A 26125-nucleotide genomic window follows, 5' to 3' on the forward strand; every position below is an offset into this window, starting at 1 on the left:
ACTATTGACTTTTAGACAATTCGTTTTGATCTTTTGTTTAAATTTTTACCAACCAAAAACCCCTTTTTTATGAAAAACACATTTGCCTCCCCCCAAGTACAAAAATCCAGGTAGATTAGGATTTCTAGGTTTTCTAGCCCTTGTGATTACGATGAATCTCCTTTTGATTTCCTGTGTGGAAGAATCCGAAGCTCCACAAATTGAGATGGACGAAGATGCACAGATTGCTCAAGTGAAGTCTTGGTTTGAAGAGAATAAGACGAAACTTAGACTTCCGGAAAAGGCCTCAAATTTCCGATCAGAGTCTCAGGAACTCATCCTCCCATTTTTTGAAAAAGAACCCGACTGGGATAAGTTTCATCATTATTACTTTCCGGATGGACGGGAGGTGTTCGAGATTTCACTAGAAAATGCCACCAAGTACTTTCCTACAAGCATGGTGGACAGCTTCCCAAACCGCAATCCAGCGGAGGTTGTTATTCAGAATATCATGTTTGTCAAACATCAGTCGCTGGATCGCTTTGATCCCTTGATTGCCAGGTATTATCCTGCGAATTCAAGTAATGAAAAGTCCTTTGAGGAGATAAATTATCAGGCGATTGACTATGATTGGAGCGGAAGGCTTGAATTGTTCACCTACGATGAACATCACTTTGTAGGCTTTGAAATTCAAGAAGGAGAAGTAATTAGGAACTATACTTTCAGTCCACATGTGGGAGATCAGACAGAAGGTCTAAGAATTATGGATATGGGCTGCACTACTCACTATTATCCTGTAGGGTATAAAACGTGTATTGATGGATATTGCAATACCACCATAGAATACTATATAGCTGAAACCAGCTGTGCTGGTGGAGGAGACTTAGGTACATCCTATAATTACGGATTTCCTTCGGGGGGATCCGGAGGCACTGCAAATACGGATGGGAATGGAACTTGTAGCACATGCGAATATGATCCGCCTAAAGTCCTGCCCCTAGCCCAAATTTAAGAATTCAAATCGACAAATCATTTAGTGACAATGCTTATTTAAATTGTATTTTGAGTAAGCTGCAACTCACAAGATTTGTGGATAGATTGGCTATTTTCGATGGGACTGTTCCGAATGGAAGAAATGTGGTTCTAAAAGTTGGGGAAATACCTAAAAGACCAGGTCAAATGACGGCAGCTAATGCCGAAACAAATGATGACCTTGGGCCATACCATATTCAGATTACCATAAATAAAGATAGGGTGAATTTAAGTTCACTTGAATTAGCGAGAATAATCCTCCATGAAATGATTCATGCTGAGTTGTTTGTAGCAAATTTTCATAAAGGAGGGTCTCCAATTGATGGTGATTTTGAGGCAAATTTCAATACGTACATACAAAAATATTATCCTGACGGAAATGCTGTTATTCATCATAATTATATGGCTGAGAACATGGTAAATAATATGTCAATAGTACTTTCACTAATTCATTCCAATTTAGGGAAGCTGCAATTTCTAAACGATCCAAACGTTAAAAATGCTTTCCCAAATGGATTGCCATCTGATTTCTACAAAGGTTTGGCATGGTCTGGATTACAAGCAACAGACATGTGGAGGTATCGTTTGCCAGAAAGGACTAATTATGAAGATTATCAAAAGTTAGCCTTAGATAATTTAAATAATGATTGTAATTAACTATGAAGCTCTATTTCTTATTCTTACTAATTTTCATTTACTCTTCTTGTCAGCCCGAGAAATACAGTAATTCCAAAAAGGAGAAAGTTGAATTTCTTTCTGAGGAAAGTCCTCTTTTAATTATATTTAATCGAGTAGAAAAAAACACAGAATATATAGATAGGTCAACTGCCTCAAAGGAAAGTTTTCAATATTGGAGGAAGAATTTTGATCCTCCATTCGATGATCCTAATCTCCATATAAGTGTTTTTCATGGACTTGATAATTATAAACTTCAAATTATTAGGCGGGACTTGGATCAAATGAATGTCTGGTTTGATTCAGAAATGGGCTACATGGATTGGTTCCGTCTTAATTTTAAACAATACTACATCATTTATCAAGACGAGTATTTGGTAAAAGGCTCATTAGACCCTGACCATTTATTCACTGCCTATGAAGTGAAGATTCACACTGGTGGAGTTGAATGATGAATTAATAAAAAAGCCCAAATCAATTCGATTTGGGCTTTTTTATTTAATAACAATGTCTTTCAATTACATCTTAGGAAGTACCACGGTATCCACTGAGTGAATCACACCGTTTGACTGCCATACGTCGGCAATCGTCACTTTAGACTGTCCACCGTTTGCATCTGTGATGTAGAGGTCTTTGCCTTTCATCCATGCAGTGATAGTTCCGCCTTGTACAGTTGTTAAAGTTGCTTTGCCGTCACCCGCTTTGATCGCAGCAGCAATTTCTTTGGAACCCATTTTACCGGCTACTACGTGGTAAGTCAATACTGCTTGCAATTGTGCTTTGTTCTCTGGCTTTAAAAGTGTCTCAACTGTTCCAGCTGGAAGTTTAGCGAAAGCTGCATTGTCAGGAGCGAACACTGTGAAAGGACCTGCGCTCTGTAAAGTTTCTACCAAACCTGCCGCTTGCACAGCTGCTACCAATGTTGTGTGATCTGCAGAATTCACTGCATTTTCCACGATGTTTTTAGAAGGATACATCGGTGCGCCACCTACTTCTACTGTTTTTTCCATTTGTCCAAAAGCAGCATTTGCTGTAAGGAATACGAAGGCTGCGAAAGCCATTTTGAATAATTTGTTCATGTTTTTAATTGTTTTGGTTTTTCTGATATGGATGCACTTACGAGTGAGAAATCGCAGGTGGATTGAGTGCAGGATTTATTTTTTTGTAAAAATCAAAAGGAGGCAAAGAGTTACTCGCCGACTTTTGCTCCCAAAAGCTCAAAATTGATAGCTTTGTGGCTGGATTAATTTGCAGTCATGTACCAAGAGAAAATTGAGGCGATCAAAGCCGCCATAGCAGCAGCTGACGCGACTACCCCCGATCAATTAGAGGCTTACAGAATGGAGTTTATCTCCAAGAAAAGTGTCGTTGGGGAGCTTTTTGCAGCGATGGGCCAGATCCCGAATGAAGAAAAGCGAAGCTACGGTCAGGTGGTCAACAGTGTGAAGCAGCTGGCTGAGGAGAAGTTTCAGGAGCTGATCGAGAAAGTTGCTGCATCCAACAAGAAGTCGAAATCTGCGGATATTGACCTGACTTTGCCTCCTTCCAATTATCCTTTGGGCGGAATTCATCCCCTTACCGCAACCCGTCAGCGCATCATCGAGATCTTTGAGCGCATCGGGTTTAATCTTTCCGAAGGACCTGAGATCGAAGACGATTGGCACAACTTCACCGCACTGAATTTCCCTGAAAATCATCCTGCCCGTGAGATGCAGGATACTTTTTTCATCGAGAAAAATCCCGATATCGCGCTGAGAACCCATACTTCATCGGTACAAGTACGGGTAATGGAAAACCAAAAGCCTCCGATTCGGACGCTTTCTCCGGGACGGGTTTATAGAAATGAAGCCATTTCAGCACGTGCGCATTGCATCTTCCACCAAGTGGAGGGACTCTATGTGGATGAAAATGTAGGTTTTGCCGATTTGAAAAATACCCTGTATCACTTTGCCAAGGAGATGTTTGGCAAGGAGACTAAAGTGCGGTTCAGACCTTCCTTTTTCCCATTCACCGAACCCAGTGCGGAGATCGATATTTCCTGCCTGATCTGCGGAGGGAAAGGCTGCAACGTCTGCAAAGGTAGCGGTTGGGTAGAGATCGGTGGAAGTGGAATGGTGGATCCAAACGTCCTGGAAAACTGCGGAATTGACTCCAAAAAATACACAGGCTTTGCTTTCGGAATGGGAATCGAGCGAATCGCGATGCTGAAGTATCAGATCCGTGACTTGCGACTGTTTACCGAAAATGACGTGCGATTCCTGAGCCAATTCAGGCCGCTGCTATAGAAAATAGAGAAAAGCTGATCGAGAGATTGGCTTTTTTAAATTTAAAGGTTCCCGCAGATGTATGCAGAAAAAGTCGCGGATCAGCGCGGATTTTGAATTGGTTCAAGGCTCCTGACTCATATCTTTAAATTGAATGAAAAAAAACAGGATAAAGGTGTAGCCAGACTCGAAGACGAAGTACGGCAATACCGATACTGTGTTCAAGGGATCACATCTTTATTCTTTCCTCTTCGAATCTGAATAGTACCTAAACATGAGGGATTAGCTCTTTCAATGTTCCATACTATGAGTAAAGATCTAGGGGGGATCTTGTTTTTTCAAATCATCAAATTCTATGTTAAAATATTCTGTCGGACTGGATATTTCCAGCAAATCTATCAACGGCTGTTTATCCACTATAGATAACGGTCAAAAGGTCACGGTAAAAACCACTCACACGTTTGCCAATACCAAATCTGGTTTCAAATCCATGGATACTTGGATCCGAAAAAACTGGAAAGACCAAAGCATTCCTCTGGTCATCTGTATGGAAGCTACTGGCAATTACCATGAGTCTTGCGCTTTGTATCTGTTTGAGAAAGGCTATTCTGTTTCAGTGATCTTACCCAATAAAGCGAAGAATTATCTTAAATCGCTTGGGAACAAGTCCAAAAACGACAGTATAGATGCTAAGGGCCTTGCCCAGATGGGAGCAGAACAATGCCTGTCTATCTGGTCTCCATTTGGAAGGTTTTTCTATGAACTACGATCCTTAACCAGACATCACCAAAGCTTGCAGGAACAAAAGACGAGTTCAAAAAATCAGCTCCACGCCATCAAGAATGGCATGTATTCCTCAAAAGCTGTTGAAAAACAGTTGGAAAGCATGATCAAACTGATTGACAAGCAGCTCGAACAACTTGAAATCACGATCAAAAATCTGCTCCAAAGTGAAGAAGAAGTCTGGCAAAAGGTCTGCAACATCTGTACGATTAAAGGAGTAGGTGTATTGACAACAGCTATTCTACTAGCCGAAACCAACGGCTTTGAACTGTTTGAAAACGCCAAGCAATTAGTGAGCTACAGCGGATATGACGTGATCGAAAACCAGTCGGGAAAGCATAACGGTAAAACCAGAATATCAAAAAAAGGTAATTCAAGAATCAGGCGGGCGATGTTCATGCCGGCATTCCAGGCTGTCACCTACCAAGTCAAACCTTTCTGCAACCTATTTGATCGGACCTTCGAAAAGCATGGCCTAAAAATGAAAAGCTATGTGGCTGTCCAAAAGAAAATTCTGACCACCATCTACGCATTATGGAAAAACAACACCCATTTTGAAAATGATTATAAACCCCAAATATCCAAAGAACAGGAGCTGGAGCTTCCCTCTCCGGTCAGCTTTGCAAAAGCTGTAAAAAGTAGTGCCGATCAAGTCGGCACTACACAAGGTAAACATCCAAGTGAACGATCACTGTATGCTTCCTCTCCGGTATCGTAAAGGTAAAAATTTTCAGAAAACTCTTGGTTTGAAAGATAGTACCTTGAACCTGTTTGGTAAAGGAATCAATACATGGCAGTCCGAAGACTGCATAATGACGGGGCCAAGTTTGAAACCTTGAACCAAGGTGGGTCTTGAACCAGTCAAGTGAAAAATCAGCGTTAATCGGCGAATTTTATCTCCGTTAATCAGCGGGAAATTAAACCGAAGCCTGATTAGCCTTAAATCCCCCCACCTCTAACTTCACCAAAAACACATCCCCGCTTTTTGGATACTTTTTCAAGTCCGATTCAGCCAGATTTTCTTGAGCGGTGGTAATTAACATCACGTCCCGATTTTCTCCACCAAAGCAGCAGGAAGTTACGTGAGGCACCGGCAATTCAATTTTGTCAACCAATTTGCCGGTCTCGGGATTCCAGCGATAGACTCCCGAACCTCCATAATGCGCCACCCAAAGCATCCCATCCCGGTCGCTAGACATTCCATCAGGGAAACCCAGCTCTTCCGGTATTTCCACCGCAATCCTTCTGAATCCGATTTTTCCTGTCTCAGGAGCGAATGAATATTCTTGAATCTTCCGGGTTGGGGTGTCGATAAAATAAAAGGTCTTTTGATCTTCCGTCCAAGCCATGCCGTTGGAAATGCTGAGGTTCTTCAGCTGGACTTCAGGCCGCAAATCTGGTCCGATTCGATACAGCGAACCTGCACCTTCGGTGAAAAGCGTGCTCAGCGTCCCAATCCAGATGCGACCCTGAGCATCAACTTTCCCATCATTGAAGCGATGCAGCGGTTCATTGGCTTCCACTTCACACAGCTCTTCTATTTCCTCAGTCTCCCAATCGTAGCGAACTAACTTTCGGTCCAAACCCAGAATCAGCTTTCCATTTTGACCTTCCAAAACCACTGCTAATCGATGGGGAAAATGTCGGATTTCCAGCTTTTCAGATTCCAGATGATAGCGGTGTAGATTTCCTTTTTCGATATCTACCCAAAAGAAACAGCCTAAATCAGCGATCCAGAGTGGACCTTCACCGAGATAGCATTGGGAGGGAAGGGTGGTAAGGTTTGAATGTTGCAAGGTTTTAAAGTTTAATTGTCAACGGTCTACAGTCCACGGACCACAGCCGTTTTGTTTATTAATTCAAGAGTACAAATTCCAACGTAAATTCTATTTGCGGTCGACTGTCGACGGTGGACTGTTGACAATTACTCCTTCCAATACTGCGCAATTTTCTTCTTCAAGAACGCCACACTGCGCTCTAGCTGATCCATGCCGTCCACGCCGTCTTCGATACTGATCCAGTTATCAAAACCGACGCGCTTGAGTTCGGTGAAAATGGCATCGTAGTCATTCATTCCTTTTCCGACTTCGCCGTGGCTCAGCCGTTTGGCATAGCCAACCGCTCCTCCGTCTTCTTTCCGAAGGTCTTCGAGTGTGCCATATTTCAAAAACCGATCGCTGGCATGCATCGTCATCACCCGATCAGACACATCATACAGTAAATCCAGCGGATCTTCTCCTGCCAAATAAGTATTACTTGGATCGTAATTCACCCCGAAATTCGGATGCTGAATGGATTTGACTAGCTTGGTGAAAACGGCTCTTTTCTGTGCAAACTCAGGATATTCCCAAAAGTCGTCTTTGTAATGGTTTTCGATAATTAGTGTAATATCCAGACTTTGGGCATAAGGCAGGCAAGCTTCGATGCAGTCTTTGGCGAGTTTGACCCCTTCTTCGATGGAAAGTTCGGGGCGAAATTGGCCGGATAAGACCCGACAATATTTACCGCCAAGTTCATCGGTCATATCGATCCAGCGCCGCTGCTTTTGGATTTCCTTTTCCCTGAAGGCTTTGTCCCGGTGGGTGAAATCAGGGGAGCAGCACATCATCGGAATGACCATGCCTTCGTTTTCTACCATCTTTCGAAATTTGGGCCAGTTTTTTTCATTTTCCATTTCCAAAAAACCGGCATACCATTCCAATCCGTCGATCTTAAGTGGCGCGGCAAGGCTCACCCAGTCGGCGATTTTCATGCTTCCGTCATTGCAGAGCTGCTGCATAAAGGCTTTGGGAAAGGCGGCTAATTTTGGCATGATTCTTTATCATTATGGTTAAACACTTTTTTACCACTTACCCAAGTAAAAAAGTCTGAAGTGCAATTAGAGCTGCTGCGGTCGGTCGACTGTCGACCGTTGACTAATTATCCGTTACTCATAACTTTTATGTCCTTCTGGCAAAGTGACGGATAATTATTTATTTGAAAGTTATGTTGTCTTTGAGGCGCATATCAAACAGGCTTTAAAACTGCTTTTACGATTTGCCCAGAATGCATTTTTTCAAATGCCTCTTCCCATTCAGTAATCGGCCAAATGCCTCCGATGATGGGCTTTACATTCAATGCTCCGCTAGCCAGCAAGACAATCACCCGCTCCCAAATCGGCCAGTTGTGACTGAAACTTCCCTGAAGTCGGACGTTTTTTTGCACTATCGGATCAATGGAAAAATTGAGCGGCTGTGGTCCCCAACCGACTTTGGTGATTTGACCATTTTGACGAACGAGTCTCATGGCAATTTTCAAAGTGCTGCTGTGTCCCGCTGCATCCACGACCAGATCAGCACCCAGGCCATCCCGCTTTCTGGCCCAAGTCTCTGCTGCATCTTCTCCGATCAGCGGAGCACATCCATAGGCAGTTTGGGCGATCTCCAACCTCCCTTTATCGCGTTCCAAACCCAAAATCGCCACTTCTGCTCCGCAAAGTCTGGCTACTGCGGCACAAAGGATTCCGATCGTTCCCGGGCCGATTACTACCACTCTGTCACCTGGTTTGATTTGGGAATTTCCCACCAGCGCATTGAAAGCCACGCAACAGGGTTCAGTGAGGCAGGCTTCTTCGAAGGAAAGATTCTCCGGAACGGTATGAAGACAGCGGGCAGGTACCCGGACAAATCTTGTCATCGCACCATTCACACCATAGCCAAAGCCTTTTCGCGTTGGATCAAGATTGTAAAGGCCAACTTTGCTCATGGGATTTTGGGAGTCGATCACTGCCGCGGTTTCGGAGACGACGCGATCTCCGACTTTCCAGCCAGAAACCCGATCTCCAATTGCAGCGATTTTTCCTCCAAACTCATGGCCTAATACGACTGGATAGTTCACCGGCCAACTGTGATCTGAAGTCCACTGATGCAGATCACTGCCACAGACTCCGACATTTTCCACTTCAAGTAAAATATCTTCCTCCCCGATATCAGGAATGGAAATTTCGCGGATTTCGACAGAATGCTTTTTCTCTGAAAAATTGACTACCGCAGGTATTTTGGTGCTGGACATGGCTTAGGATTTAGGGGGAAAAACGGTTTTTTGAGCGTGAATAGCGGCACAGATCATGCGAAGGGATTCTTCCAGATTTCCGTCTGCCGTTTTGAAAGAATCCGCATCAATCGTCAGCGGCGCACCCAAAACTACAAGTGGTGCGCCATACTCAGGACATTTGATTGCTTGCTCTAGGGAGAGACCTCCCACAGCCTGCACGGGGATGTTCACGGCTTTGACCACTTCCCGAAGCTGATCCAGTGGGCTTGGCATCCGATGTCCTGCAGCTGCAATTCCTTTTCTTACTCCATGAAGGCCTTCGGCTAAAATCAGGGGTGTACCGGCCTCCAACCAGTCTACTCCTGCTCGAAGCGCCAAAGCGGCGGTTTCCAGTGCCTCAGCGATAGTTGTCAGGTCGAGCGATATCTGAACAATAGGTTGCATGGTTTTTGGGCTAGATTAATTGAGTTTTGAAGAATTATCTAGGATCAATATAAAAGTTTTTCAAAATGCATCGGACACGATTTTGACGAGGTGATTCTTACATTTTCCAAAATCCTTTTTACTAATGGCATTGATAACCAGAATCAAATCAAATAACTTATCCAACACAAACTATCCTGAACATGTCGGAAAAGAGAAGAGTTACTTTAAAAGATATTGCAATTGCCTTGAATGTTTCTCCCTCGACCGTATCCAGAGCACTAAATGGCTACCATTCAATTTCTGATGAAACGGTAAGACAAGTCAAAGAATATGCAGAAAAGCACCATTACGTGCCCAATACGCTTGCCGTCAATTTTCGAAAAAGCCGAACTTCCCTGATCGGTTTGGTAGTCCCGCATATCGTGCATCATTTTTTCTCCACTACGATCTCAGGAGTAATAGAGACGGCGAAAAAACAGGGTTACCATGTGTTGGTGACTCAATCCGGAGATGTGAAGGACGGTGAGATCTTTGCCTGCCGTACCCTGCTGGGAATGGGAGTTGATGGCCTGGTTATCTCTGTTTCCAATGAAACTTTTGTGGCGGAACACCTTCAGGATTTTTTGGACGAAGAGAAACCTATCGTCCAATTTGATAAAATCACCGACCACATTCATTCACCCAAAGTTGTGGTGGATGATTTTGATGGAGCCTATCAGGCTGTCAAAAATCTGATTGACAATGGATACAGCAAAATCGCCCATCTGAGCGGAAGATTGGAAGTAAAAAATGCGCAGGGAAGATTCCAAGGCTACAAAAAAGCTTTGAAAGATCATGGATTGGAATTTCGCGAGGAATGGGTAAAAGGCTGCTGGGACATCATCGAATCGGAGGGGTTTGATTTTACCAAGGAATTGATGGAAAGCTCAAATCCTCCTGATGCGATTTTTTGCATCACAGATTTGGTGGCTCTTGGTGCTTTGAAGTACCTGAAATCAGCGGATTATGAAGTGCCTGGAAAAGTTGGTTTGATGGGTTTTAGCAATTGGATGCTTTCAGAATATATTTCGCCTAGCCTGAGTTCGGTGGATCAGCACGGCTTTGAAATGGGTGAAAGGGCAACCGAAATTTTGATCAACCTGATCAAAGAACACAGTCTTGGCGAGGATGATTTGATCGAAATGAAAACCGAACTGATCGTCAGGCAATCTTCTCAAAAACGACTTTGATAAAAAATGGAGCCTTTACTTTGGCTCCAGAATCATAAATCCATAGGGTTCCAAATTCAAATGCTCATGGTCAGGGCCTATCCCAAATTCTGCTCCGCTCCAGAGGTCCTTCAGCTTTTCTGCTCCTTCGCCCTGCTCCCGAAAGGCGTACCAAGTCAGGTTGGCAACTTTATCACAGAAGTTGAAAAGGCAATAAACGCGCTCATTTCCGAGTCTTCGGATAAAGCCAGCAACGTGGATATTGTGCGGACTCAGCCAGGAGATGTTACTTGAATCGCTGAAAAGAGGCTTTTGCTTTCGGATTTCCAGCAGCTTCTTCGTTCCGAAGAAAACCCGGTTTTCAATCGATCCTTCGATCTCCACTTTTCTGACTTTTTCCCAATCGATCACAGGACGGTGCATCCAGCGGTTGTCGTAGCTTTTTCCGGGATCATTTTGGAAGCTATAGTCATTCGTATAGCCGATTTCATCTCCGTAGAACAACATTGGCAATCCTCCCAGAAAAATGAAATGTGCCTGCATCAACAGGATTTTTTGGATGCTTTGGTCGATCGAATTTTCATTTCGCTCGATTACGGCTTTTTCCAGACCACAAAGCGAAGCCAATGTTCCACTGATGCGGGCATCGCCGGTTTTGGGATTGGAGGAGAAAAGTGCCCCCCGAGCCGGACTCATCCACTGCTCACCCGAGTAGGAATAATATTCTTTGAGAAACTTCCGATGCTGATAGGGATCCTTGCCTGCCTGGGCAATCATGTAGTCATCGTACCCAAGTCCGATATCGTCATGACAGCGGGTGTAGGTGATCCAGGATGTACCGTATGGTTTTTGTAAAATCTCATGTTGAGCGTTCAGCATGATTTTCGTTTCTCCGGTAGCCAACATATCCCACTGAAGAGCCATTTGGGTAGCGTTGTAGGCAAAGTCACACTCTTGGGCGATAAATTCTCCTGTTCCGAAATAGTTCATGATTTCTTTTGGAGCGACGATGGCCTCTCCCAATAGCGCCATTCCCGGTGTCGCCACTTGGACGCATTGCTTAATTAGCCTGAGTAGCGTGTGCGCTTCGGGGAGGTTTTGAGAGGCTGTCCCGGTTTTTTTCCAGATAAAAGCCGGTGCATCTATTCTAAGTACGTCGACCCCAAGATTCCCATAAAACAGGATGTTTTCCAGCATTTCCCGGAAGACGATCGGATTGGTGTAATTCAAATCCCACTGATAGGAGTGAAACACGGTCATGACCCATTTGCCCATTTCTTCATTCCAGGTAAAATTGCCGGGAGCACTTTCGGGAAAAATATCGGGCATGGTCGCATTAAATTCATTCGGGATCCAGCGATTGTCATAGGTGTAGAAGAAATCCTGGTAGTATTTATCCCCTGCTTTGGCTTTTTTGGCCCATTCGTGATGGTGCGAAGTATGGTTGAGCACAATGTCCAGCATGAGGAACATACCTTGATCGTGCATTTTTTTCCGAAGAGAAATCAAATCCCCGAGGGTACCGAAACGCTCATCGACTTTACGGAAATCAGAGACCGCATAGCCTCCGTCACTTTCGCCCGCTGGACTTTCGAAAATCGGCATGAGGTGAAGGAAGTTTACCCCCAAATTATCCAGGTAACCCAGCTTTTCGGGCATGGATTTCAAGTCTCCCGCAAATCGATCGACATACAAACTCATTCCGGTGAGTTGATTGCTGAGAAACCAAAAGTCTTTTTTGGCCTTTTCTTCGTCGCGTTTCCGAAGTGCATTTTCCCGGTTTTGATAGCCTTGGATCAGGCTTTGAATCAGTTTTAGAAACTGATTTTCGGCCTCGGGATGCAAAGCGTAGATTTCACCAAAAAGCCGGTGAATGAGGGGAAGATGCTGAAAAAGGCGGGAGACAAAAGCTTTGTCTTTTTTCTTTTCATCCAAACCGGCTGCTCTGAGAATGTCTTGAGTTTTTTGGTGAAGTAGGGATTCGGTGGTCATTACCGTGACGTATAATGGGTTGAAATTTTGATTAATGTCCCGCTGAAACTAGACCTGGCAGGTTTTGAAAACCTGCCAGGTCTAAGTTGAATTTTTGATTAATGCCCAGCTGAAACCGGTGAAATGTCGGGGTCGATTTGCTTATTTTCCCTGATCCTTAAGGTGGCAGCTGCTGCGATGAGAAGGAAGATTCCTGCGAAAGTGATGGCTTGGCCCGCGTCGTTTTGAAGGAAAGTTTTGGAAATAAAACCGAATGTAAGCGTCTGCAAAATCATCGGAATTACGATCATCATGTTGATGATGCCCATGTAGACTCCGTAGCGCTCTTTCGGAATCTCGTTGACCACGAGCAGGTAAGGAATGCCCATCATACTCGCCCAAGCGATCCCAAATCCGGTCATCGGCGCAAAAAGCAGGTATTTATTTTCGATCATGGGGAAAATGATCAATCCCAATCCTGCCATCATGAGACAAAAGAAATGGACTTTTTTGGGTCCGAATTTTCTCGCCATTCCCACCAGAAAAAAGGCAGAAAGGAAAGTGACGATGTTATACCAGCCATTGACTAGGCCTGTCCAGCCGACGGCTTCTTCATATTTCCCCGGATCACTCGCGGGCGTGGCATCCCAAACTGATAGGGCGATACTTTTTGCGGCATTTTGCCAATAGCAAAAGAGTGCATACCACTGGAAAAGGTAAACCAATGCCAACTTCCACATCACAGATGGCATCTGGATGATGGACTCGATAATCTCCAGGTTTTGGGCAAATAGCACTTTGGTCGTAGGGTTGTTTTCAGCCCAATGGATGGTTTTTCGGATCAGTTTTCGATCAAAAATCGAGGGAATCAGCAGAATGAAAAAGACCAAGTAAGCGACCAAAGTGGTTAATATCGAAAGAAAAAACTGAATGGCAGGATGAGGCATCCCTTTGTTCCGTTCTTTCAAAAGGGCCAATTCTTCCGCGGAGGGAGGATATTCAGGCGTTTTGGACATGCTCCAGAGCACCGAGGTGATGGAGCAGATCGTCCCCAGGAAAAAGGAGGCATAGACCCACATTGGAAGCGAACCGATGGTTCCCTTGAAGAAAATCTGGAAGATAAATAAGGAAATATTGGCCAAAGTGATACCGAGTCCGGTGAAGAAGCTTTGGGTCAAAAATCCCTGACCATACTGCTCCTTGGGAAGTGAATCCGCGATTAGCGCCCGGTAAGGTTCCATCGCCGTATTGTTTGCCGCATCCAGCACCCAAAGTAAGCCAGCCGCCATCCAAAGCGTGCTACTGAATGGATAAAAGAACAAACAGATGCTGCACATCAAAGCGCCAATGAAAAAATAGGGTTTTCTTCTCCCGTACTTCTCACTCCAGGTGCTGTCACTCAGTGCTCCGATGATGGGTTGAATGAGCAATCCCGTCATCGGTCCGGCCAGATTCAAAAGCGGAATCTCATCCGGTGCAGCACCCAGCATGTCGTAGATTGGATTGACTGCGCTTTGCTGTAGTCCAAAGCTGTATTGGATCCCAAAAAACCCAACATTCATATTGATTATTTGGGAAAAGGAGAGTTTGGGTTTTTGCATCGGGTGAGGTTTGGGTTATTGCAAAAGGTAAGTCAGTTCGTTTTTCAACTTCAAAAAATACAAAGTTTTTAGGATGAAAAAAGCCCCTCAAAAGTCAGCAATGAAAGTTTTATTGCCGAATCCCTTTGGAAATCGTTTGATATTCCCACAATTGTTTCGGAGGAAAATGAAAAAGAAAACCCCGAAAGGAGCACTTTCAGGGTTTCTGTCATAGCTGATTGAAATTAATTCTGCAGTCGGATTTGAATTTCCTGAATCAGACCGTCGTACTTTTTCAGAATTCGGGCCCAGTCTTGGAATTTCTCATCGTCTTTGACCGTCACGGGATTTTTTCCGTCCAAAAATGCTTCCTGACTGACCAGTTTAACCGCATAGGCTACTTGATCCGAATTTCCTCCACTGGATACAATCACCCGAGTACGGATAATGCTGGATTGGAAGTTCTGTACCTGCCAAGCAGTAGTCAAATAGCCGGTGTTGTAATCCACCGTCTCGAGGATATCAAAGTAGCCTGTAATGATGGAACTGAGGATTTTCCAGGATTCTTCAGGCCCAAGCTTTCTTCAAAAAGTTCAACCAATTGCCATGCATTACTTTTTCTATGTCTGAAGCCTTGTAGCCTCTTTTTTGGAGTAATTCAGGAATTTTTTGCAGATCAGCGATCCTTTCCAGATCCGATGGACATTGTTCGGTACCAAAAGCGCCATCCAAGTCCGATCCTATTCCGATGTGATTTGCATTTCCTGCTATTTGACAGATGTGATCCAAGTGGTCTAAAACAGTAGAAATCGTGACCGCTCTTTCTTTGGGAGTGGACTTGCCGCGGACCCAACCCGGACTCAGCATCCAGGCATCAAAGGCACCTCCGATTACAGCCCCGCGATCTACCAAGGCTTTGATCATCTCATCGGAAAACTGTCGGTTGTGATCGACCAAAGCCCGGCAATTGTTGTGACTTGCCCAGACTGGTCCTTGATAAATCTCCAACGCATCCCAAAAAGCCAAATCACAGAGGTGGGTGGTATCCAAAATGATCCCGAGCTCATCCATTTTCTTTACCAGTTCTTTCCCCTGATTATTCAAAGGCGCAGAAGAATCTGTGCCAAAGGCATAGCGTCCGGGCCCATAGTGTGCCGGACCCAAAGCTCTTAGGCCACTTTCGTAAGCTTTTTCCAGATAATCCAAATTCACAATCGAGTCCGCTCCTTCCAATGAAAGGATAAAACCAACAGGCTTGGCAGAATTGTCTTTTCCTTCATTCCAAAGCGCTAAATGACTTTCCAACTGATTCAAATTCCGGATTTGAGCCATCTCGCCTTTCTCGACCATCGCCTGATACCATGCCAATTGACCTTGCGTCTGCGCCCAAGCCTGCTCGGGAGAGTGCCAACCGGGAAGATTATTGTCAGGAGCAACAAATCGTGCTATCTGAGTAGCCACGACCAAGCCTATATTTCCTTTGCGCAGCTCTGGAAGAGAGACGGTCGCATTGCCCCGATCAGGCTTGTCAGTCAAGCCTTTTTCCCGTGCATTGATTTCCGAGACGGGTCGGGTGAGATCCCGATTCCATTCGAGGGCATTCATACTCAGGTCAAGGTGCGCGTCGATGGTAAACATGGCTTTAGAAGGATTGAAGGATGAAAACGGTTGGGATTTTATGAAGGTCAATCGGGAATTTCTTCCAATCGGCGATGGTCTTGGTTTGGATAAATTCGTCTGCGGCTGTCAAATTTTTTGCGATGCAAAGTTTGGTGTTTCCGGAGAGTGTGGCCAAGACTTCTTCCAGCATCTGATTATTCCGGAAAGGTGTCTCCATGAAAATCTGGGCTCGGTGTTCACGGAGCGATTCAGATTCCAACTTTTTCAAAGCAGCAGCACGCTCCTTTTTGTCAATGGGTAAATAACCGTGAAACGCGAAAGACTGTCCCGAAAACCCGGAACCCATAAGTGCCAAAAACATAGAGCTTGGACCGGAGATCGGGACAACTTGAATATCCTTTGAGTGCGCATATGCTACTGCAAGAGCTCCGGGATCGGCAATGCCGGGACAGCCTGCCTCCGAAATGACCCCGATATCCGCTCCATTCATCAGGGGCTGCATGAGCCGATTGATCGATTCGGGAGGGGTGCCTTTGTCCAAGGTTTCCATGTGAACTTCCTCCAGGTTTACCCCCAGCTTCAAGCTGGAAATATAACGGCGGGCGGAGCGGGGATTCTCGACCAAAAAGATCTTGGTATGAGCAATGACATCTTGTACTTGTGGCGAAATCACCCAATGGGCTGTGTTATCGGCGAGGACATTGGGGATTAAGAAAAGCTTTCCTTTGGGCATGGGGTAAAATTCGGAAGAAAAATGGCAACCATCTGAAATTACTGTCAAAATCTCATTTTTAACCAGTAACTAATTGGCAACTATAAATTGAAAATTCTTCTAAAAAAAATGTTAGAGTATTTTGCAGTTCATTTTTTTTTTATTCATTTGATTAAACTTTTAAAACAAACTTTTATGAATAAACGCTTGAAAAATTTTGGAGGGATTATCCTCCTCGGAGCCACACTTTCGGCCTGTATTCCAGACCAAAATGAAGACTTTCCTGAGCTATCGCGAGACAAAGGAGTGGAAGTCGTAGGCAAAACATTGAGTTTTGCTGATTTTGAATCTTATGAAAATGCGATTCAGGATCCTAAAGAAATCCTATCCTTAGATTTTTATTTCATTGCAAAGCTGACGAAGACGGAAAGTACTTCTTCAAATGCCAGAATCTTTTCTGATGAGGAATCCAAAGCATTGAAAGAATATCAAGGTTCCTTGATATTTTAGATGAGGATGGGATGGTAATCATTGATAATAAATTATTCTATCTCGATTTCGCCAATCGTTTGGTGGCTGTGACTTCTGATCTCTCCTTACGGGAATCTTTGAAAAATGGAGAATTCGATTCAAATGAGGTTTATCTTTTTTCTTTTAAGGACGAGGTTCTTGAATTATTAGAAAAAGGATCTGAAGGAACTATTTTTTCAAAAAGCAAAAATGAAATAGAAAATAGAAGAGTTAATGCTTTTTATGTGGGAGATAATTGTGAATGGGATGAATGTCGTTACAACGAAGACACTCCCGGTACTACAGGTATGGATTATCGTTTAGAAGCAAAATTTTATTCATGTTCAAAAATGTACTAATAATCTTACTGCTATTTTTAGCACTTCAGTCCAAAGTTTATCCACAAAGCACTATCAATCTTTCCTTTGGATTTCCAAAGATCAATTGGGATTATAGTGGAAACTTTGACGGGTTGAGAACTGTCTATAGAAACGGATGGTCAATTACCGCTTCGGGTTTAAAAATCAAAAAGAACGGTTTTATTTATGGAATAGATCTAGGCGTAAATAGATACGGGAACGGATTTCAATTTGAATTTATGCGGTATGACCTTAAAGAAATTCATCATTTCTCAATATTGCCTTTAATTGGGTATGAACATCACCTGCGTGAAACTAAGTTTTCTGTCCGATTTAACTCGGCATTCGGTATTGGGATTATACCTATTGAAAATAAATTTTATGAAAGTGATAGTACATTCCAAATAAGACGTGTCGTAAAACAGAATGCTGATGGAAGTACCTATAGCGTACCACTATACGATCTTACGTTTTCTGGTTCCCAAGAAATCAAAAGCCGAATTTTCCCTTTGATTAAACCGAATATTGAACTTCATTATTCTATTGGTGGAAGATCAACACTGTTTGCAAAAGGAACCCTGGGAATATCTTTGGTGGAGGATGTGATCGTGAGGGATTTTCCCGAGATCATCTATGAATCTGAGGAGTATCAAGTCACTCATTCGACCAGTCTAAGCTATTCTTGCTTGGAAATTGGATATTCTTACAGAGTCAAGTGAAAGTTATTCACAACTACCAAAAGCTGTCAGAAATTCTGACGGCTTTTTTTGTACCTTTTTGGTTCAGTTTTCCCCCCAAGCTATGAAGCCAAGTCAATTTCTCACCCTATTATTTCTTGCATTTTCCTTTCAGGCCTCTGCCCAAAATCTCAAAGCCCTCGTAGGCGGTACCCTGATCGACGGTTTTGGAGGTACTCCGATCCGTAATTCGGTGATCCTCATCGAAGGTGAGGGGAAAAGTGGTGGGCGAAGTGGAAAAGTTATCGTGAGTTGCCCCGGGTGCAACCCACGATAGCTATTGGTTTGATGATTTTTATTCGATGATGATTTGCTCCCTCGTGAGCTCTCCATCGACCACCACATGGATAAAATAAATTCCTTTTTGAAGGTGCGAAACTTCAAAGGTCATTTTCCCAGCCACACTGATTCCTATTGCAATTTCTCTGCCTTCTTTATCCAATAATCCCAGCACATGCTTGTCCATGTGCTCCGTTATTTAATGGAGCACCAAATCCATTGGGGTCTGTTGGGGTAAATCCTTGCAAAACTCTGCCATTCAGATCTTCATGGGCCTCCACCCCATCATCTATCACCGCCACTCTCACTTGGTTCAGCCCCCTGCTTAGTTGCCATGCCTGTGGAGCATTGATGTCTATGTCATTGCCTTGGTTGAGGTAATATTGCTGTGCGTAAAGCGGATCGGTGGGGGTAACCTGGTATCTTTCAATAGCAGCAATAAAGTTGGGATGACTATACCTGACCAAACCGCTTTCATAAATTTTATTGGCTAGGCTAATAACTTTCTGCCAATCCTTTATCCGTATGGTATAGGTATCATGCTTTGTAGCTTCATATGAAAGATACTCTCCTGAAATTAGTCTCAATATTTCATGGATTTCCATGCCTACTTTCGGCTGTAATAAGATCTCGCCTGTGAGGAAAACAGGAGGTCCTTCTCCTACCAACCTTTGACCATAAGCCGCGGCCTCAATTTGAGGATGGGAACGAATGAGTGATTCCAGGCTAGGTGCATTTTGGCTAAACTCGATCAACAACCCGCTCGCTGACCTGAGGAGGTTTATATTCCTCACAGAATACGCAGCCTGAATTTTACTTTTCACTACATCCACATTGGCTGAGGCCACACTAATGATTACATGATTTCTATCCTCCTGAAGGGAATGCTTTTGGTTCGCCGACCAGTAATAGCTATCCTGTTGGGTCATCAATGATGTGGAAGTGAATAATAAAAAGGAAAGAAATAGAAGGGTTAAATTACTTTTCATGGGCTAAAAACTAGTCTGAAGTTGAATAATTCGTAATAATTATTTTAGGAGCCTTAATCAACACGTCTGCTGTGCAGTAAACCGAATCCCGATCTTTTTTTTGGTCAAAAAATCGATAATTAAAATAAATAATACTGTCTTGTATAGGGTTTCCGGGAAATAAAACAACATTTTCTATTTGTAAACCTGTTGAGGAAATCGATCCTCCTTTAAGGTTTCCAGATTCTATCTGAATTACATTTACAAAATTACAAGATGGAAATTCTATTAGCCTTCCCTTCACACTTTCTGGCAAGGAGTCGTCTTCACAGGCAAAAAAAATAAAGCCTGTTAAAAACACTAGAATACTCTTAATCAGGGTTTTCATATCTTTCAAATTTAGTTCTAAGACGATCATAATAGATAATTCGTTACAGTTCGAAAAGAAAAAAATGAAAGTTTCTTGGAAAAAGAGAACTAAACTCAATTGGGGATTGGAAGGAACCTAACCAATTCCAGACATCAACTCCAGGGAGATTTTTGGATAATACAGTTGGGCTATCAGATTCTCTTGAAGTAAATACCGAATGTTTACATTTACCCAAAATCTGTCAGAAATTCTGGCAGCTTCTTTCTGAAAGTCTAAAAAAACAAAATGATTGGACTAGACCTGTCAGGTTTTGAAAACCTGACAGGTGTTTTTACACTTTCTTAGCTAATGATGACCACCTCAATTCATCTAAGTTTTGTACCTTTTTGGTTCTTATTTCCACCGAACTTATGAAGTCAACCAAATTTCTTTCCCTCTTATTTCTCATCATTTCTTTCAATTCACCTGCACAAAATCTCAAAGCCCTTGTTGGCGGAACATTAATCGATGGATTTGGAGGAACACCCATTCGAAATTCAGTGATTATTATCGAAAATGAACGGATCAAATCCATTGGCCAAGTGGGAAGTTTAGCCATTCCTGCTGGCGCAGAAGTTATTTCCACCGAAGGTATGAGCGTCCTGCCTGGACTTTGGGATATGCACGTGCACTTGATGCTCAATGGACACAGCGACTACACCCATTGGGACAGCACCTATATCGATGTATTTGAATCCGTGATCATGCCTTCTTCGGCGCATCAGTTATTGATGGCGGGTGTAACAAGTGCCAGAGATTTGGGCGCACCCTTGGAAGCCAGCATCAATGTGCGTAATCGAATCAACAAAGGTGAAATTCCCGGCCCTACGATTTATGTGTCAGGACCATTTATCCAAAAAGCGCCTTATCCCAATACCGAAGCCTTCCGTTGGGGCGTGAATGGGGCCGCCGATGCCCGAGCCAAAGTCAAAAAACTCGTCGATGCCGGAGTTGATGTGATCAAACTGATCGATCAGGATCAGATGACCCTTGAGGAAGCCAAAGCCGTGGTCGATGAAGCGCACAAGTACGGTAAAATGGTCGTCGGCCACTCACACCGCCCTGACGAAATCCGTATCGGCCTTCAAATTGGAGTGGACAATTTTGAACATACGGGTTTGAGTTCATCGCCTGAATATCCCGAGGACATCATGTTGATGTTGAAAGAGCGGGCAGCCAAAATGAACCTCGGCCCACTCTTTTGGACCCCCACCGTGGAGGGGCTATTCAACTACGAATATGTGCGTGATAATCCTGAGAAGCTGGATGATCCTTCCTGGCATTTGGGTTTGCCGGATTCCATTATTCGGGATATTCGGGCTAGTCTTCGCTTTCCCGGAAGGATGTCCTATTTCCAACTTACTCCAGTCAGAAAGCCGACTTTGGACCGAAAGTTTGCCCAATTGAGAGAAAGTGGCGTGGTGATGCTGGTGGGAACTGACAGCGGCATTCCGATGAAGTTTCACAGCCAAAGCACCTGGAATGAGCTGGATGTCTGGGTGAATCATTTTGGAATGGATCCATTGCTGACGATCAAAGCCGCGACCTATTGGCCGGCGGTTGCCATGAAAGTGGACAAAGACTATGGGACCATTTCCGAAGGAAAATACGCTGATATCATCGCTGTCAGCGGAGATGTGCTACGCTATATTAACCTACTTCAGAATGTGGATCTGGTGATAAAGCATGGGAAGAAGGTGAAGTGATCAGTGGGCAGTCGCAGTAGGCAGAAGTGGGCAGTTTTCAGTTGCAATAGCGCATAAAAAGATTACCTCAAAAACCTTCTCATCTCCTCTACCACCGCATGTGGCTGTTCCGCATGAAGCCAATGGCCTGCATTGGCGATAAATTCCAATTCATAGTTGGGGAAATGGGCTTCTAAATCTGGTAAATCTTTTTGTTGAATGTAATTGGAATTGGCACCAGCAAGGAAAAGAGTTGGACCTTCGAAGATTGAACTTTCGGCCAAGGCTTCTCCGACATTTTCAATCTTTTCGGTGATGACTTTCAGGTTAATCTTCCAGGTAAAACCTTCACTGTCACGAGTCAGACTTTTCAGCAGAAACTGACGAACTCCCAATTCCGGGATGTATTTCGCCAATTGCTCATCGGCTTCCTTCCGGGATTTGATTTCCTTCAGGTTTAGAGAGTTCAATCCTTCCAAAATTGACTCATGATGAACCGGATAATAGCGAGGCGCAATGTCCGCAACTATCAGTTTTTCTACCCGCTCTGGATATTTCACGGCGAAATTCATGACCGTTTTCCCACCCATTGAATGACCTAAGAGTAAGACTTTGTCCAATCCCTCAGCATCCAAAAGTTCTTTCAAATCCTCAACCATCACCGCGTAATTCCATTCCTCTGAATGCGGAGAATCTCCATGATTTCGCTGATCGACGAGGTAAAGCGTGTAATGTTCTACCAACTCTTTGGCAATGGAAAACCAGTTATCCAGCGAGCCAAAAAGGCCGTGAAGGATGACGAGTGGTGGGCCGGAGCCGGATTTTTTGAAGTTTAAAAGCATGTTGAGATTTACGATTTATGAATTTCGATTTACGTCGATTATTGTGTGTTTTGGCCCTTGACCTAAGGAAATTACACCCTACTTAAGTTTTTAAATTTTCTTTTGACTTTGATGGAGACAATTTCTAGACCCCGAATGGGGTCAAACCTTTAAATAGCCGCGGGTGAAACCCGTGGACAACAGATGATTTGAATTATATCAGACGACCCTGAAAAGGGTCGAACAATAATAGATTCCCTTTATTTTAGATGTTCAACCCCATTCGGGGTTGTTTCCAAATTTGTTCCTTCCATTTTTCCCTAGGTTTCGCCTAGGGCTATTCAGAGGTTTGACCACTTCGTGGTCATCATTAAATTATTATATTTCAAGCCCCGTAGTTAGTGTCCTCACAAACCGACCTCACAAAATTTTATAATAGGGTATGAGGACACCCACCTTGGTTCAATACAAATTTTTCAATCTTCCAATTTTTCAATCTTCCAATCAAATCTCCAACTGCCTTCGATACATCTGAATTGTATTTTCCAATCCATAATACAGTGCATCGCAGATCAAGGCATGTCCGATAGAGACTTCTTTCAAAAACGGAATCTGCTGCTTCAGGTAAGCCAAGTTGTGCAGATCTAAGTCATGGCCTGCATTTAGTCCCAAGCCCAATTCTCGGGCGATATGGGCCACTTCCACATAAGCTTTCACGGCTTTTTCCCGGTCCTGATGATAATGTGCCGCATAAGGTTCAGTGTACAATTCCACTCGATCGGTACCGGTAAGTTTGGCTGGCTCGAAGTATTTTGCTTCAGGGTTGATGAAAATGGATACCCGTGTACCGATCTCATGCAGTTCCGCAACGATCTCACGAAGCATGCTATGATTTGTAATGGTATCCCAACCGGTATTCGAGGTAATCACATCCGGCGGATCGGGTACGAGCGTGGCTTGGGCAGGCTTGACTTCCCGGATCAGTTGCATAAAGCGTTGATTGGGGTAGCCTTCGATATTGAATTCTGTAGTCACCACTTTTGCCAAATCCAACACATCCTGGTAGCGGATGTGTCGCTCATCCGGTCTCGGGTGAACCGTAATTCCCTGAGCACCAAATCGCTCACAGTCCAAGGCGACTTTGACCACATTGGGATTGTCCGCTCCGCGGGCATTGCGGAGGGTGGCAATCTTGTTAATATTTACACTAAGTTGAGTCATATCCGTTTTGAAAAAGGTATTTTTACAGGGTATTATTGATATAACACAAACTTAGGACTAATGGCTTTAAAGCAGAAAGTAGAAGGCGAAATAAAATCCGCCATGATTGCCAAAGACAAGGTACGGTTGACCGCCTTGCGTGCGATCAAATCAATGATTCTTCTCGAGGAAACAAAAGGAGGCTTCAGTGGAGCGCTGAGTGAAGATGAAGAAATGAAGCTTTTGACCAAGGCAGCCAAGCAGCGCAAAGACTCTGCAGATATTTACCAACAACAAAATAGACCCGATCTTTTGGAAGTGGAATTGGCTGAGCTTGCGGTGATTCAGGAGTTTTTGCCAAAAGCTTTGACCGATGACGAACTTACTGCCGCAATTCAGGAAATCATCACTATCACAGGTGCGGTGAGTGCCAAAGAAATGGGTAAAGTCATTGGCGCAGCCAACAAGCAACTCGCGGGAAAAGCTGACGGAAAAGCGATTGCGGACAAAGTAAAATCACTTTTGAACGGCTGAGTTGGCACCGATTGATATTGTCATCCTGATTATTCTGGCTTTGGGAGCCTATGAGGGCTACAAAAAAGGCTTGTTGATGTCTATTGTAGGTCTTATAGGTTTCGTTTTGGCGATTATTTTGGGAGTTTATTTTATGGACCCTGTAAGCAAAATGCTTGCTGAGCGACTGGATGAACTCACGTTTGCTTTTCCGATTATCGCATTTTTGATTGTATTTATCATCACGCTCCTTATCGTCAACATTGCGGGTTGGATGCTCAAGAAAATGATGGATATGATCCTGCTGGGTAGTGTAGACAGTATCGCTGGAGCAATTTTGGGGATTTTAAAATCCGCGTTTTTTATTAGCCTGTTTATGTGGCTGGCATTGGGTTTTGAGCTTAAAATACCAAAAGAATGGAGTGCAAAAAGTGAGTATCTCCAATACATTGAACCTTTGGCACCGGGTGTGATTTGGGTGTTGGAGCCACTGGTGCCTAAAGTCAAAGAGCTGCAGGAGACGATTGCAGAGATCGTGGAAGGGTTTAAGGATGCTGCTGCTGATTGATAATTTCGATTCCTTCAGCCATATTTTGGCGGATCTGATTCGACAGACAGGCGAGGAATTATGCGTCGTTCGAAATGATGCAAGTTTGGAAGAGATTGAAAAAATCTTTTTCAAAGGCTTGATTCTTTCACCAGGACCTGGAATTCCACGGGATGCAGGAAATCTTTTATCTGTTTTTGAAAAATTCTACAAGCGAGTTCCAGTCTTGGGTGTCTGCTTGGGACATCAGGCGATTGGTGAATTTTTTGGAGCAGAATTGGTAAAAAATCGAGTTCCAACCCATGGTAAAGTCCATTTGGTTAGAAAAACTCAACCTCATTTTTTCACAGAAAACCTAACAGATCAATTCCAAGTCACGCGCTATCACTCGCTTCAGCTGCAAAACGTGCCTGATTGTCTAGAGGTCATTTTGGAGACTGAGTCCGGAGAGATCATGGGAATGGCGCATAAGACGCTCCCGATCCTAGGAATCCAATATCACCCGGAGGCGTATCTGACGGAGTATGGGCTGGAGCTGGTAAAAAACTGGGTCAAAATGCTCGATTCCTGAGAAGAGGGATCAATATTTAACTAATTTCTCTAATTAAAATAGAGAAAATATCCGATATTTTTACTAGTACACTAGGTAAAATATCAGATAATTTCACTAGTAAAATAGGTAAATTATCTAATTCAAACTTATCTTTGCCTCACATATCCTTTGAAATTCAATAGGTTTAGCACCATGCAAAGATAGATTTTCGCCAGACTCAAGGAGCACCTCAAAAAAGAGGAAGCTACGCTATTGATCGGGCCAAGACAGAGTGGAAAATCTACCCTGCTGAAACAGCTTGAATCAGCCTGTGAATCAGAAAATATCCCTACAGTCTATATCAATCTGGAAAAAAAAACCTTTTGGCTGAACTGGATTCCAATCCACTCAATTTGTTGCGATCGATTTTCTAAAACTGAATAAAAATTTTGACCTGTTTATTTCGGTCTCCCGTACCTTTCAATTAAAAAATAAAATTAGTTAATAGAAATAATCAAAACAATCCGGATTCTCGATCCCACCTAATTGCTAAGAAAAAACTTAATGCGTCGTAAATGGTCAATCGTAACTTTAAATCCAATCACCTCAAATCAATCACCTCAATTCCCGGGTGTTTTTTTGGATCAAAGGTAAAATAGTCAACAGCCAGATCAGGAGCAGCTTTTAGATTTTTGAAGGAATAAGAAAAGATCCCTCCCTGCCCGTCGGACATTTCCCATCCCAGTAAATCCTTGGAGGATTTGTCCACCATCAATTTCACTTCCTTGAATGGAGCATTGGATTTCATGGCAGTGAGTTCGACTACATTGACTGCTTTTCCCTGATAGGTTTTGTCTGCTAAAAGCCGATAATTGAAGCCAGTCTGATACATTTTATAGATGTTTGAGGGAGTCAGTTCACCTTCCATCTGAGTCGCATCGTTGATGGTTACTTCCTTGTAAGAGGCTGTTTGGATATAGGTCCATACCGTTTTTCCGTCGTTATAGATTTCCTGATCAGGAAGCTTTAATCGGTATTTTTCTCCACTTACAGCGATTTCACCGGCTTGCCTGTCACCGGCTACACCGGCATCCTGGTAGGTGTAGTCAAAACCTGCGGTAAACCCTTTCATGTTTTGGTACTTTTGGCTCATCGCATCAAGCACGGCTTTGGCTTTTGGGTCTTTCTGCGCTGTGGCCTGAAAGCTCCATAAAACCAGACAAAAAAGAAGGAAAAGTTGACTTGGAAATTTCATGAATTGGAGCTGTTGGAACTGGATTTAC

Annotated in this window: 31 protein-coding genes; 15 read left to right on the forward strand and 16 right to left on the reverse strand. The window is 43.5% G+C overall.

Features of this window, described 5'->3' with window-relative positions; all coding sequences use genetic code 11:
- The first annotated feature begins 151 nt into the window (after positions 1 to 151).
- From C4S61_RS13255 to C4S61_RS13265, 3 genes are read left to right on the forward strand one after another with little or no spacing between them, the layout of a single operon-like run.
- Positions 152 to 991 (forward strand): hypothetical protein, encoded by an 840-nt coding sequence (locus C4S61_RS13255; protein ID WP_146064402.1) that lies wholly within the window; start codon positions 152 to 154, stop codon positions 989 to 991.
- 50 nt (positions 992 to 1041) lie between these two features.
- Complete coding sequence (locus C4S61_RS13260) at positions 1042 to 1668, forward strand: hypothetical protein (protein ID WP_103925293.1); 627 nt, start codon at positions 1042 to 1044, stop codon at positions 1666 to 1668.
- A gap of 2 nt (positions 1669 to 1670) precedes the next feature.
- Positions 1671 to 2138 carry a hypothetical protein gene (locus C4S61_RS13265; protein WP_103925294.1) on the forward strand — a complete coding sequence of 156 codons (468 nt, stop codon included), beginning with the start codon at positions 1671 to 1673 and terminating at the stop codon, positions 2136 to 2138.
- Between the two features lie 66 nt (positions 2139 to 2204).
- Here C4S61_RS13265 and C4S61_RS13270 read toward each other — a convergent pair whose 3' ends face one another.
- The gene (locus C4S61_RS13270; RefSeq protein WP_200820583.1) at positions 2205 to 2765 is read right to left on the reverse strand and encodes a fasciclin domain-containing protein; all 561 of its coding nucleotides are present in this window, start codon (positions 2763 to 2765) and stop codon (positions 2205 to 2207) included.
- 177 nt (positions 2766 to 2942) lie between these two features.
- Here C4S61_RS13270 and pheS point away from each other — a divergent pair, with 177 nt between their 5' ends.
- Together pheS and C4S61_RS13280 are read left to right on the forward strand one after the other, a co-directional pair.
- Entirely contained in the window at positions 2943 to 3971 is a 1029-nt protein-coding gene (pheS, locus tag C4S61_RS13275) for a phenylalanine--tRNA ligase subunit alpha (RefSeq protein ID WP_103925295.1), read from the forward strand.
- Positions 3972 to 4305: 334 nt separating this feature from the next.
- Positions 4306 to 5451: an IS110 family RNA-guided transposase gene (locus C4S61_RS13280; RefSeq protein ID WP_103925296.1), complete on the forward strand. Its 1146-nt coding sequence runs from the start codon at positions 4306 to 4308 to the stop codon at positions 5449 to 5451.
- Between the two features lie 199 nt (positions 5452 to 5650).
- On the opposite strand, the gene C4S61_RS13285 is transcribed toward C4S61_RS13280, so the two are convergent.
- The 4 genes from C4S61_RS13285 to C4S61_RS13300 form a co-directional block, all read right to left on the reverse strand.
- Entirely contained in the window at positions 5651 to 6529 is an 879-nt protein-coding gene (locus tag C4S61_RS13285) for an SMP-30/gluconolactonase/LRE family protein (protein ID WP_103925297.1), read from the reverse strand.
- A gap of 128 nt (positions 6530 to 6657) precedes the next feature.
- Entirely contained in the window at positions 6658 to 7545 is an 888-nt protein-coding gene (locus tag C4S61_RS13290) for a sugar phosphate isomerase/epimerase family protein (protein ID WP_103925298.1), read from the reverse strand.
- 194 nt (positions 7546 to 7739) lie between these two features.
- Entirely contained in the window at positions 7740 to 8783 is a 1044-nt protein-coding gene (locus C4S61_RS13295; RefSeq protein ID WP_103925299.1) for a zinc-binding dehydrogenase, read from the reverse strand.
- Between the two features lie 3 nt (positions 8784 to 8786).
- A complete protein-coding gene (locus C4S61_RS13300; RefSeq protein WP_103925300.1) occupies positions 8787 to 9209 on the reverse strand; it encodes a beta/alpha barrel domain-containing protein in 423 nt (140 codons plus the stop codon).
- Positions 9210 to 9391: 182 nt separating this feature from the next.
- Between C4S61_RS13300 and C4S61_RS13305 the strand changes: the two genes are divergently transcribed.
- Positions 9392 to 10420: a LacI family DNA-binding transcriptional regulator gene (locus C4S61_RS13305; protein WP_103925301.1), complete on the forward strand. Its 1029-nt coding sequence runs from the start codon at positions 9392 to 9394 to the stop codon at positions 10418 to 10420.
- A 15-nt stretch (positions 10421 to 10435) separates the two neighbouring features.
- On the opposite strand, the gene C4S61_RS13310 is transcribed toward C4S61_RS13305, so the two are convergent.
- The 5 genes from C4S61_RS13310 to C4S61_RS13330 all read right to left on the reverse strand — a co-directional run bounded on the left by C4S61_RS13310 (position 10436) and on the right by C4S61_RS13330 (position 16303).
- The gene (locus tag C4S61_RS13310; protein ID WP_103925302.1) at positions 10436 to 12391 is read right to left on the reverse strand and encodes an alpha-amylase family glycosyl hydrolase; all 1956 of its coding nucleotides are present in this window, start codon (positions 12389 to 12391) and stop codon (positions 10436 to 10438) included.
- 98 nt (positions 12392 to 12489) lie between these two features.
- Positions 12490 to 13971, reverse strand: coding sequence for an MFS transporter (locus C4S61_RS13315; protein ID WP_103925303.1), 1482 nt, complete (start codon positions 13969 to 13971; stop codon positions 12490 to 12492).
- 224 nt (positions 13972 to 14195) lie between these two features.
- Positions 14196 to 14459, reverse strand: a complete 264-nt coding sequence (locus tag C4S61_RS13320; protein ID WP_200820584.1) for a hypothetical protein — start codon at positions 14457 to 14459, stop codon at positions 14196 to 14198.
- Between the two features lie 58 nt (positions 14460 to 14517).
- Positions 14518 to 15588 carry a dipeptidase gene (locus C4S61_RS13325; protein ID WP_103925304.1) on the reverse strand — a complete coding sequence of 357 codons (1071 nt, stop codon included), beginning with the start codon at positions 15586 to 15588 and terminating at the stop codon, positions 14518 to 14520.
- Positions 15589 to 15592: 4 nt separating this feature from the next.
- Positions 15593 to 16303 carry an SAM-dependent methyltransferase gene (locus C4S61_RS13330; RefSeq protein ID WP_103925362.1) on the reverse strand — a complete coding sequence of 237 codons (711 nt, stop codon included), beginning with the start codon at positions 16301 to 16303 and terminating at the stop codon, positions 15593 to 15595.
- Positions 16304 to 16477: 174 nt separating this feature from the next.
- Between C4S61_RS13330 and C4S61_RS13335 the strand changes: the two genes are divergently transcribed.
- The 4 genes from C4S61_RS13335 (at position 16478) to C4S61_RS13350 (ending at position 18165) form a co-directional block, all read left to right on the forward strand.
- Positions 16478 to 16792, forward strand: a complete 315-nt coding sequence (locus C4S61_RS13335; RefSeq protein ID WP_146064403.1) for a hypothetical protein — start codon at positions 16478 to 16480, stop codon at positions 16790 to 16792.
- A gap of 11 nt (positions 16793 to 16803) precedes the next feature.
- Complete coding sequence (locus C4S61_RS13340; RefSeq protein ID WP_103925306.1) at positions 16804 to 17151, forward strand: hypothetical protein; 348 nt, start codon at positions 16804 to 16806, stop codon at positions 17149 to 17151.
- Positions 17133 to 17870 carry a hypothetical protein gene (locus tag C4S61_RS13345; RefSeq protein WP_103925307.1) on the forward strand — a complete coding sequence of 246 codons (738 nt, stop codon included), beginning with the start codon at positions 17133 to 17135 and terminating at the stop codon, positions 17868 to 17870. Before C4S61_RS13340 ends, C4S61_RS13345 begins: the two co-directional genes overlap by 19 nt.
- Positions 17871 to 17952: 82 nt before the next feature.
- A complete protein-coding gene (locus C4S61_RS13350; RefSeq protein ID WP_146064404.1) occupies positions 17953 to 18165 on the forward strand; it encodes a hypothetical protein in 213 nt (70 codons plus the stop codon).
- Between the two features lie 18 nt (positions 18166 to 18183).
- Here C4S61_RS13350 and C4S61_RS21680 read toward each other — a convergent pair whose 3' ends face one another.
- From C4S61_RS21680 to C4S61_RS13360, 3 genes are read right to left on the reverse strand one after another with little or no spacing between them, the layout of a single operon-like run.
- On the reverse strand, positions 18184 to 18354 hold the full coding sequence (locus tag C4S61_RS21680) for a T9SS type A sorting domain-containing protein (protein WP_146064405.1): 171 nt from the start codon (positions 18352 to 18354) through the stop codon (positions 18184 to 18186).
- Positions 18323 to 19156: a S8/S53 family peptidase gene (locus C4S61_RS13355; RefSeq protein WP_103925309.1), complete on the reverse strand. Its 834-nt coding sequence runs from the start codon at positions 19154 to 19156 to the stop codon at positions 18323 to 18325. The genes C4S61_RS21680 and C4S61_RS13355 overlap by 32 nt, the downstream gene beginning before the upstream one ends.
- 10 nt (positions 19157 to 19166) lie before the next feature.
- Positions 19167 to 19523, reverse strand: coding sequence for a hypothetical protein (locus C4S61_RS13360; protein ID WP_146064406.1), 357 nt, complete (start codon positions 19521 to 19523; stop codon positions 19167 to 19169).
- Positions 19524 to 19915: 392 nt separating this feature from the next.
- Here C4S61_RS13360 and C4S61_RS13365 point away from each other — a divergent pair, with 392 nt between their 5' ends.
- Positions 19916 to 21250: an amidohydrolase family protein gene (locus C4S61_RS13365; protein ID WP_103925311.1), complete on the forward strand. Its 1335-nt coding sequence runs from the start codon at positions 19916 to 19918 to the stop codon at positions 21248 to 21250.
- Positions 21251 to 21312: 62 nt separating this feature from the next.
- Here the strand turns inward: C4S61_RS13365 and C4S61_RS13370 are convergent, their stop codons facing one another.
- Both C4S61_RS13370 and C4S61_RS13375 read right to left on the reverse strand, forming a co-directional pair.
- Positions 21313 to 22071, reverse strand: coding sequence for an alpha/beta fold hydrolase (locus C4S61_RS13370; protein ID WP_103925312.1), 759 nt, complete (start codon positions 22069 to 22071; stop codon positions 21313 to 21315).
- Between the two features lie 483 nt (positions 22072 to 22554).
- Positions 22555 to 23271 (reverse strand): pyridoxine 5'-phosphate synthase, encoded by a 717-nt coding sequence (locus C4S61_RS13375; RefSeq protein ID WP_103925313.1) that lies wholly within the window; start codon positions 23269 to 23271, stop codon positions 22555 to 22557.
- Positions 23272 to 23331: 60 nt separating this feature from the next.
- Between C4S61_RS13375 and C4S61_RS13380 the strand changes: the two genes are divergently transcribed.
- From C4S61_RS13380 to C4S61_RS22670, 4 genes are all read left to right on the forward strand, one after another.
- On the forward strand, positions 23332 to 23784 hold the full coding sequence (locus C4S61_RS13380; protein ID WP_103925314.1) for a GatB/YqeY domain-containing protein: 453 nt from the start codon (positions 23332 to 23334) through the stop codon (positions 23782 to 23784).
- Between the two features lies 1 nt (position 23785).
- A complete protein-coding gene (locus tag C4S61_RS13385) occupies positions 23786 to 24331 on the forward strand; it encodes a CvpA family protein (protein WP_103925315.1) in 546 nt (181 codons plus the stop codon).
- Complete coding sequence (locus C4S61_RS13390) at positions 24315 to 24881, forward strand: anthranilate synthase component II (RefSeq protein ID WP_103925316.1); 567 nt, start codon at positions 24315 to 24317, stop codon at positions 24879 to 24881. Before C4S61_RS13385 ends, C4S61_RS13390 begins: the two co-directional genes overlap by 17 nt.
- 186 nt (positions 24882 to 25067) lie before the next feature.
- Positions 25068 to 25286: an AAA family ATPase gene (locus C4S61_RS22670; RefSeq protein ID WP_146064409.1), complete on the forward strand. Its 219-nt coding sequence runs from the start codon at positions 25068 to 25070 to the stop codon at positions 25284 to 25286.
- A 157-nt stretch (positions 25287 to 25443) separates the two neighbouring features.
- On the opposite strand, the gene C4S61_RS13395 is transcribed toward C4S61_RS22670, so the two are convergent.
- The gene (locus tag C4S61_RS13395) at positions 25444 to 26097 is read right to left on the reverse strand and encodes a LolA family protein (protein WP_103925317.1); all 654 of its coding nucleotides are present in this window, start codon (positions 26095 to 26097) and stop codon (positions 25444 to 25446) included.
- Positions 26098 to 26125 lie beyond the last annotated feature (28 nt).

The sequence above is a fragment of the Algoriphagus boritolerans DSM 17298 = JCM 18970 genome, from assembly GCF_900108085.1.
Classification (GTDB): domain Bacteria; phylum Bacteroidota; class Bacteroidia; order Cytophagales; family Cyclobacteriaceae; genus Algoriphagus; species Algoriphagus boritolerans.

Bases quoted from the DNA above. Each gene is read 5' to 3' on its own strand.
- pheS (WP_103925295.1), top strand. From the start codon at position 2,943: ATGTACCAAGAGAAAATTGAGGCGATCAAAGCCGCCATAGCAGCAGCT.
- C4S61_RS13330 (WP_103925362.1), bottom strand. From the start codon at position 16,303: ATGCCCAAAGGAAAGCTTTTCTTAATCCCCAATGTCCTCGCCGATAAC.
- C4S61_RS13255 (WP_146064402.1), top strand. From the start codon at position 152: ATGAATCTCCTTTTGATTTCCTGTGTGGAAGAATCCGAAGCTCCACAA.
- C4S61_RS13355 (WP_103925309.1), bottom strand. From the start codon at position 19,156: ATGAAAAGTAATTTAACCCTTCTATTTCTTTCCTTTTTATTATTCACT.
- C4S61_RS13270 (WP_200820583.1), bottom strand. From the start codon at position 2,765: ATGAACAAATTATTCAAAATGGCTTTCGCAGCCTTCGTATTCCTTACA.
- C4S61_RS13310 (WP_103925302.1), bottom strand. From the start codon at position 12,391: ATGACCACCGAATCCCTACTTCACCAAAAAACTCAAGACATTCTCAGA.
- C4S61_RS13335 (WP_146064403.1), top strand. From the start codon at position 16,478: ATGAATAAACGCTTGAAAAATTTTGGAGGGATTATCCTCCTCGGAGCC.
- C4S61_RS13305 (WP_103925301.1), top strand. From the start codon at position 9,392: ATGTCGGAAAAGAGAAGAGTTACTTTAAAAGATATTGCAATTGCCTTG.
- C4S61_RS13390 (WP_103925316.1), top strand. From the start codon at position 24,315: ATGCTGCTGCTGATTGATAATTTCGATTCCTTCAGCCATATTTTGGCG.
- C4S61_RS13365 (WP_103925311.1), top strand. From the start codon at position 19,916: ATGAAGTCAACCAAATTTCTTTCCCTCTTATTTCTCATCATTTCTTTC.
- C4S61_RS13325 (WP_103925304.1), bottom strand. From the start codon at position 15,588: ATGTTTACCATCGACGCGCACCTTGACCTGAGTATGAATGCCCTCGAA.
- C4S61_RS13380 (WP_103925314.1), top strand. From the start codon at position 23,332: ATGGCTTTAAAGCAGAAAGTAGAAGGCGAAATAAAATCCGCCATGATT.
- C4S61_RS13340 (WP_103925306.1), top strand. From the start codon at position 16,804: ATGGTAATCATTGATAATAAATTATTCTATCTCGATTTCGCCAATCGT.
- C4S61_RS21680 (WP_146064405.1), bottom strand. From the start codon at position 18,354: ATGGACAAGCATGTGCTGGGATTATTGGATAAAGAAGGCAGAGAAATT.
- C4S61_RS13265 (WP_103925294.1), top strand. From the start codon at position 1,671: ATGAAGCTCTATTTCTTATTCTTACTAATTTTCATTTACTCTTCTTGT.
- C4S61_RS13375 (WP_103925313.1), bottom strand. From the start codon at position 23,271: ATGACTCAACTTAGTGTAAATATTAACAAGATTGCCACCCTCCGCAAT.
- C4S61_RS13315 (WP_103925303.1), bottom strand. From the start codon at position 13,971: ATGCAAAAACCCAAACTCTCCTTTTCCCAAATAATCAATATGAATGTT.
- C4S61_RS13345 (WP_103925307.1), top strand. From the start codon at position 17,133: ATGTTCAAAAATGTACTAATAATCTTACTGCTATTTTTAGCACTTCAG.
- C4S61_RS13360 (WP_146064406.1), bottom strand. From the start codon at position 19,523: ATGAAAACCCTGATTAAGAGTATTCTAGTGTTTTTAACAGGCTTTATT.
- C4S61_RS13395 (WP_103925317.1), bottom strand. From the start codon at position 26,097: ATGAAATTTCCAAGTCAACTTTTCCTTCTTTTTTGTCTGGTTTTATGG.
- C4S61_RS13350 (WP_146064404.1), top strand. From the start codon at position 17,953: ATGAAGCCAAGTCAATTTCTCACCCTATTATTTCTTGCATTTTCCTTT.
- C4S61_RS13370 (WP_103925312.1), bottom strand. From the start codon at position 22,071: ATGCTTTTAAACTTCAAAAAATCCGGCTCCGGCCCACCACTCGTCATC.
- C4S61_RS13290 (WP_103925298.1), bottom strand. From the start codon at position 7,545: ATGCCAAAATTAGCCGCCTTTCCCAAAGCCTTTATGCAGCAGCTCTGC.
- C4S61_RS13300 (WP_103925300.1), bottom strand. From the start codon at position 9,209: ATGCAACCTATTGTTCAGATATCGCTCGACCTGACAACTATCGCTGAG.
- C4S61_RS13280 (WP_103925296.1), top strand. From the start codon at position 4,306: ATGTTAAAATATTCTGTCGGACTGGATATTTCCAGCAAATCTATCAAC.
- C4S61_RS13295 (WP_103925299.1), bottom strand. From the start codon at position 8,783: ATGTCCAGCACCAAAATACCTGCGGTAGTCAATTTTTCAGAGAAAAAG.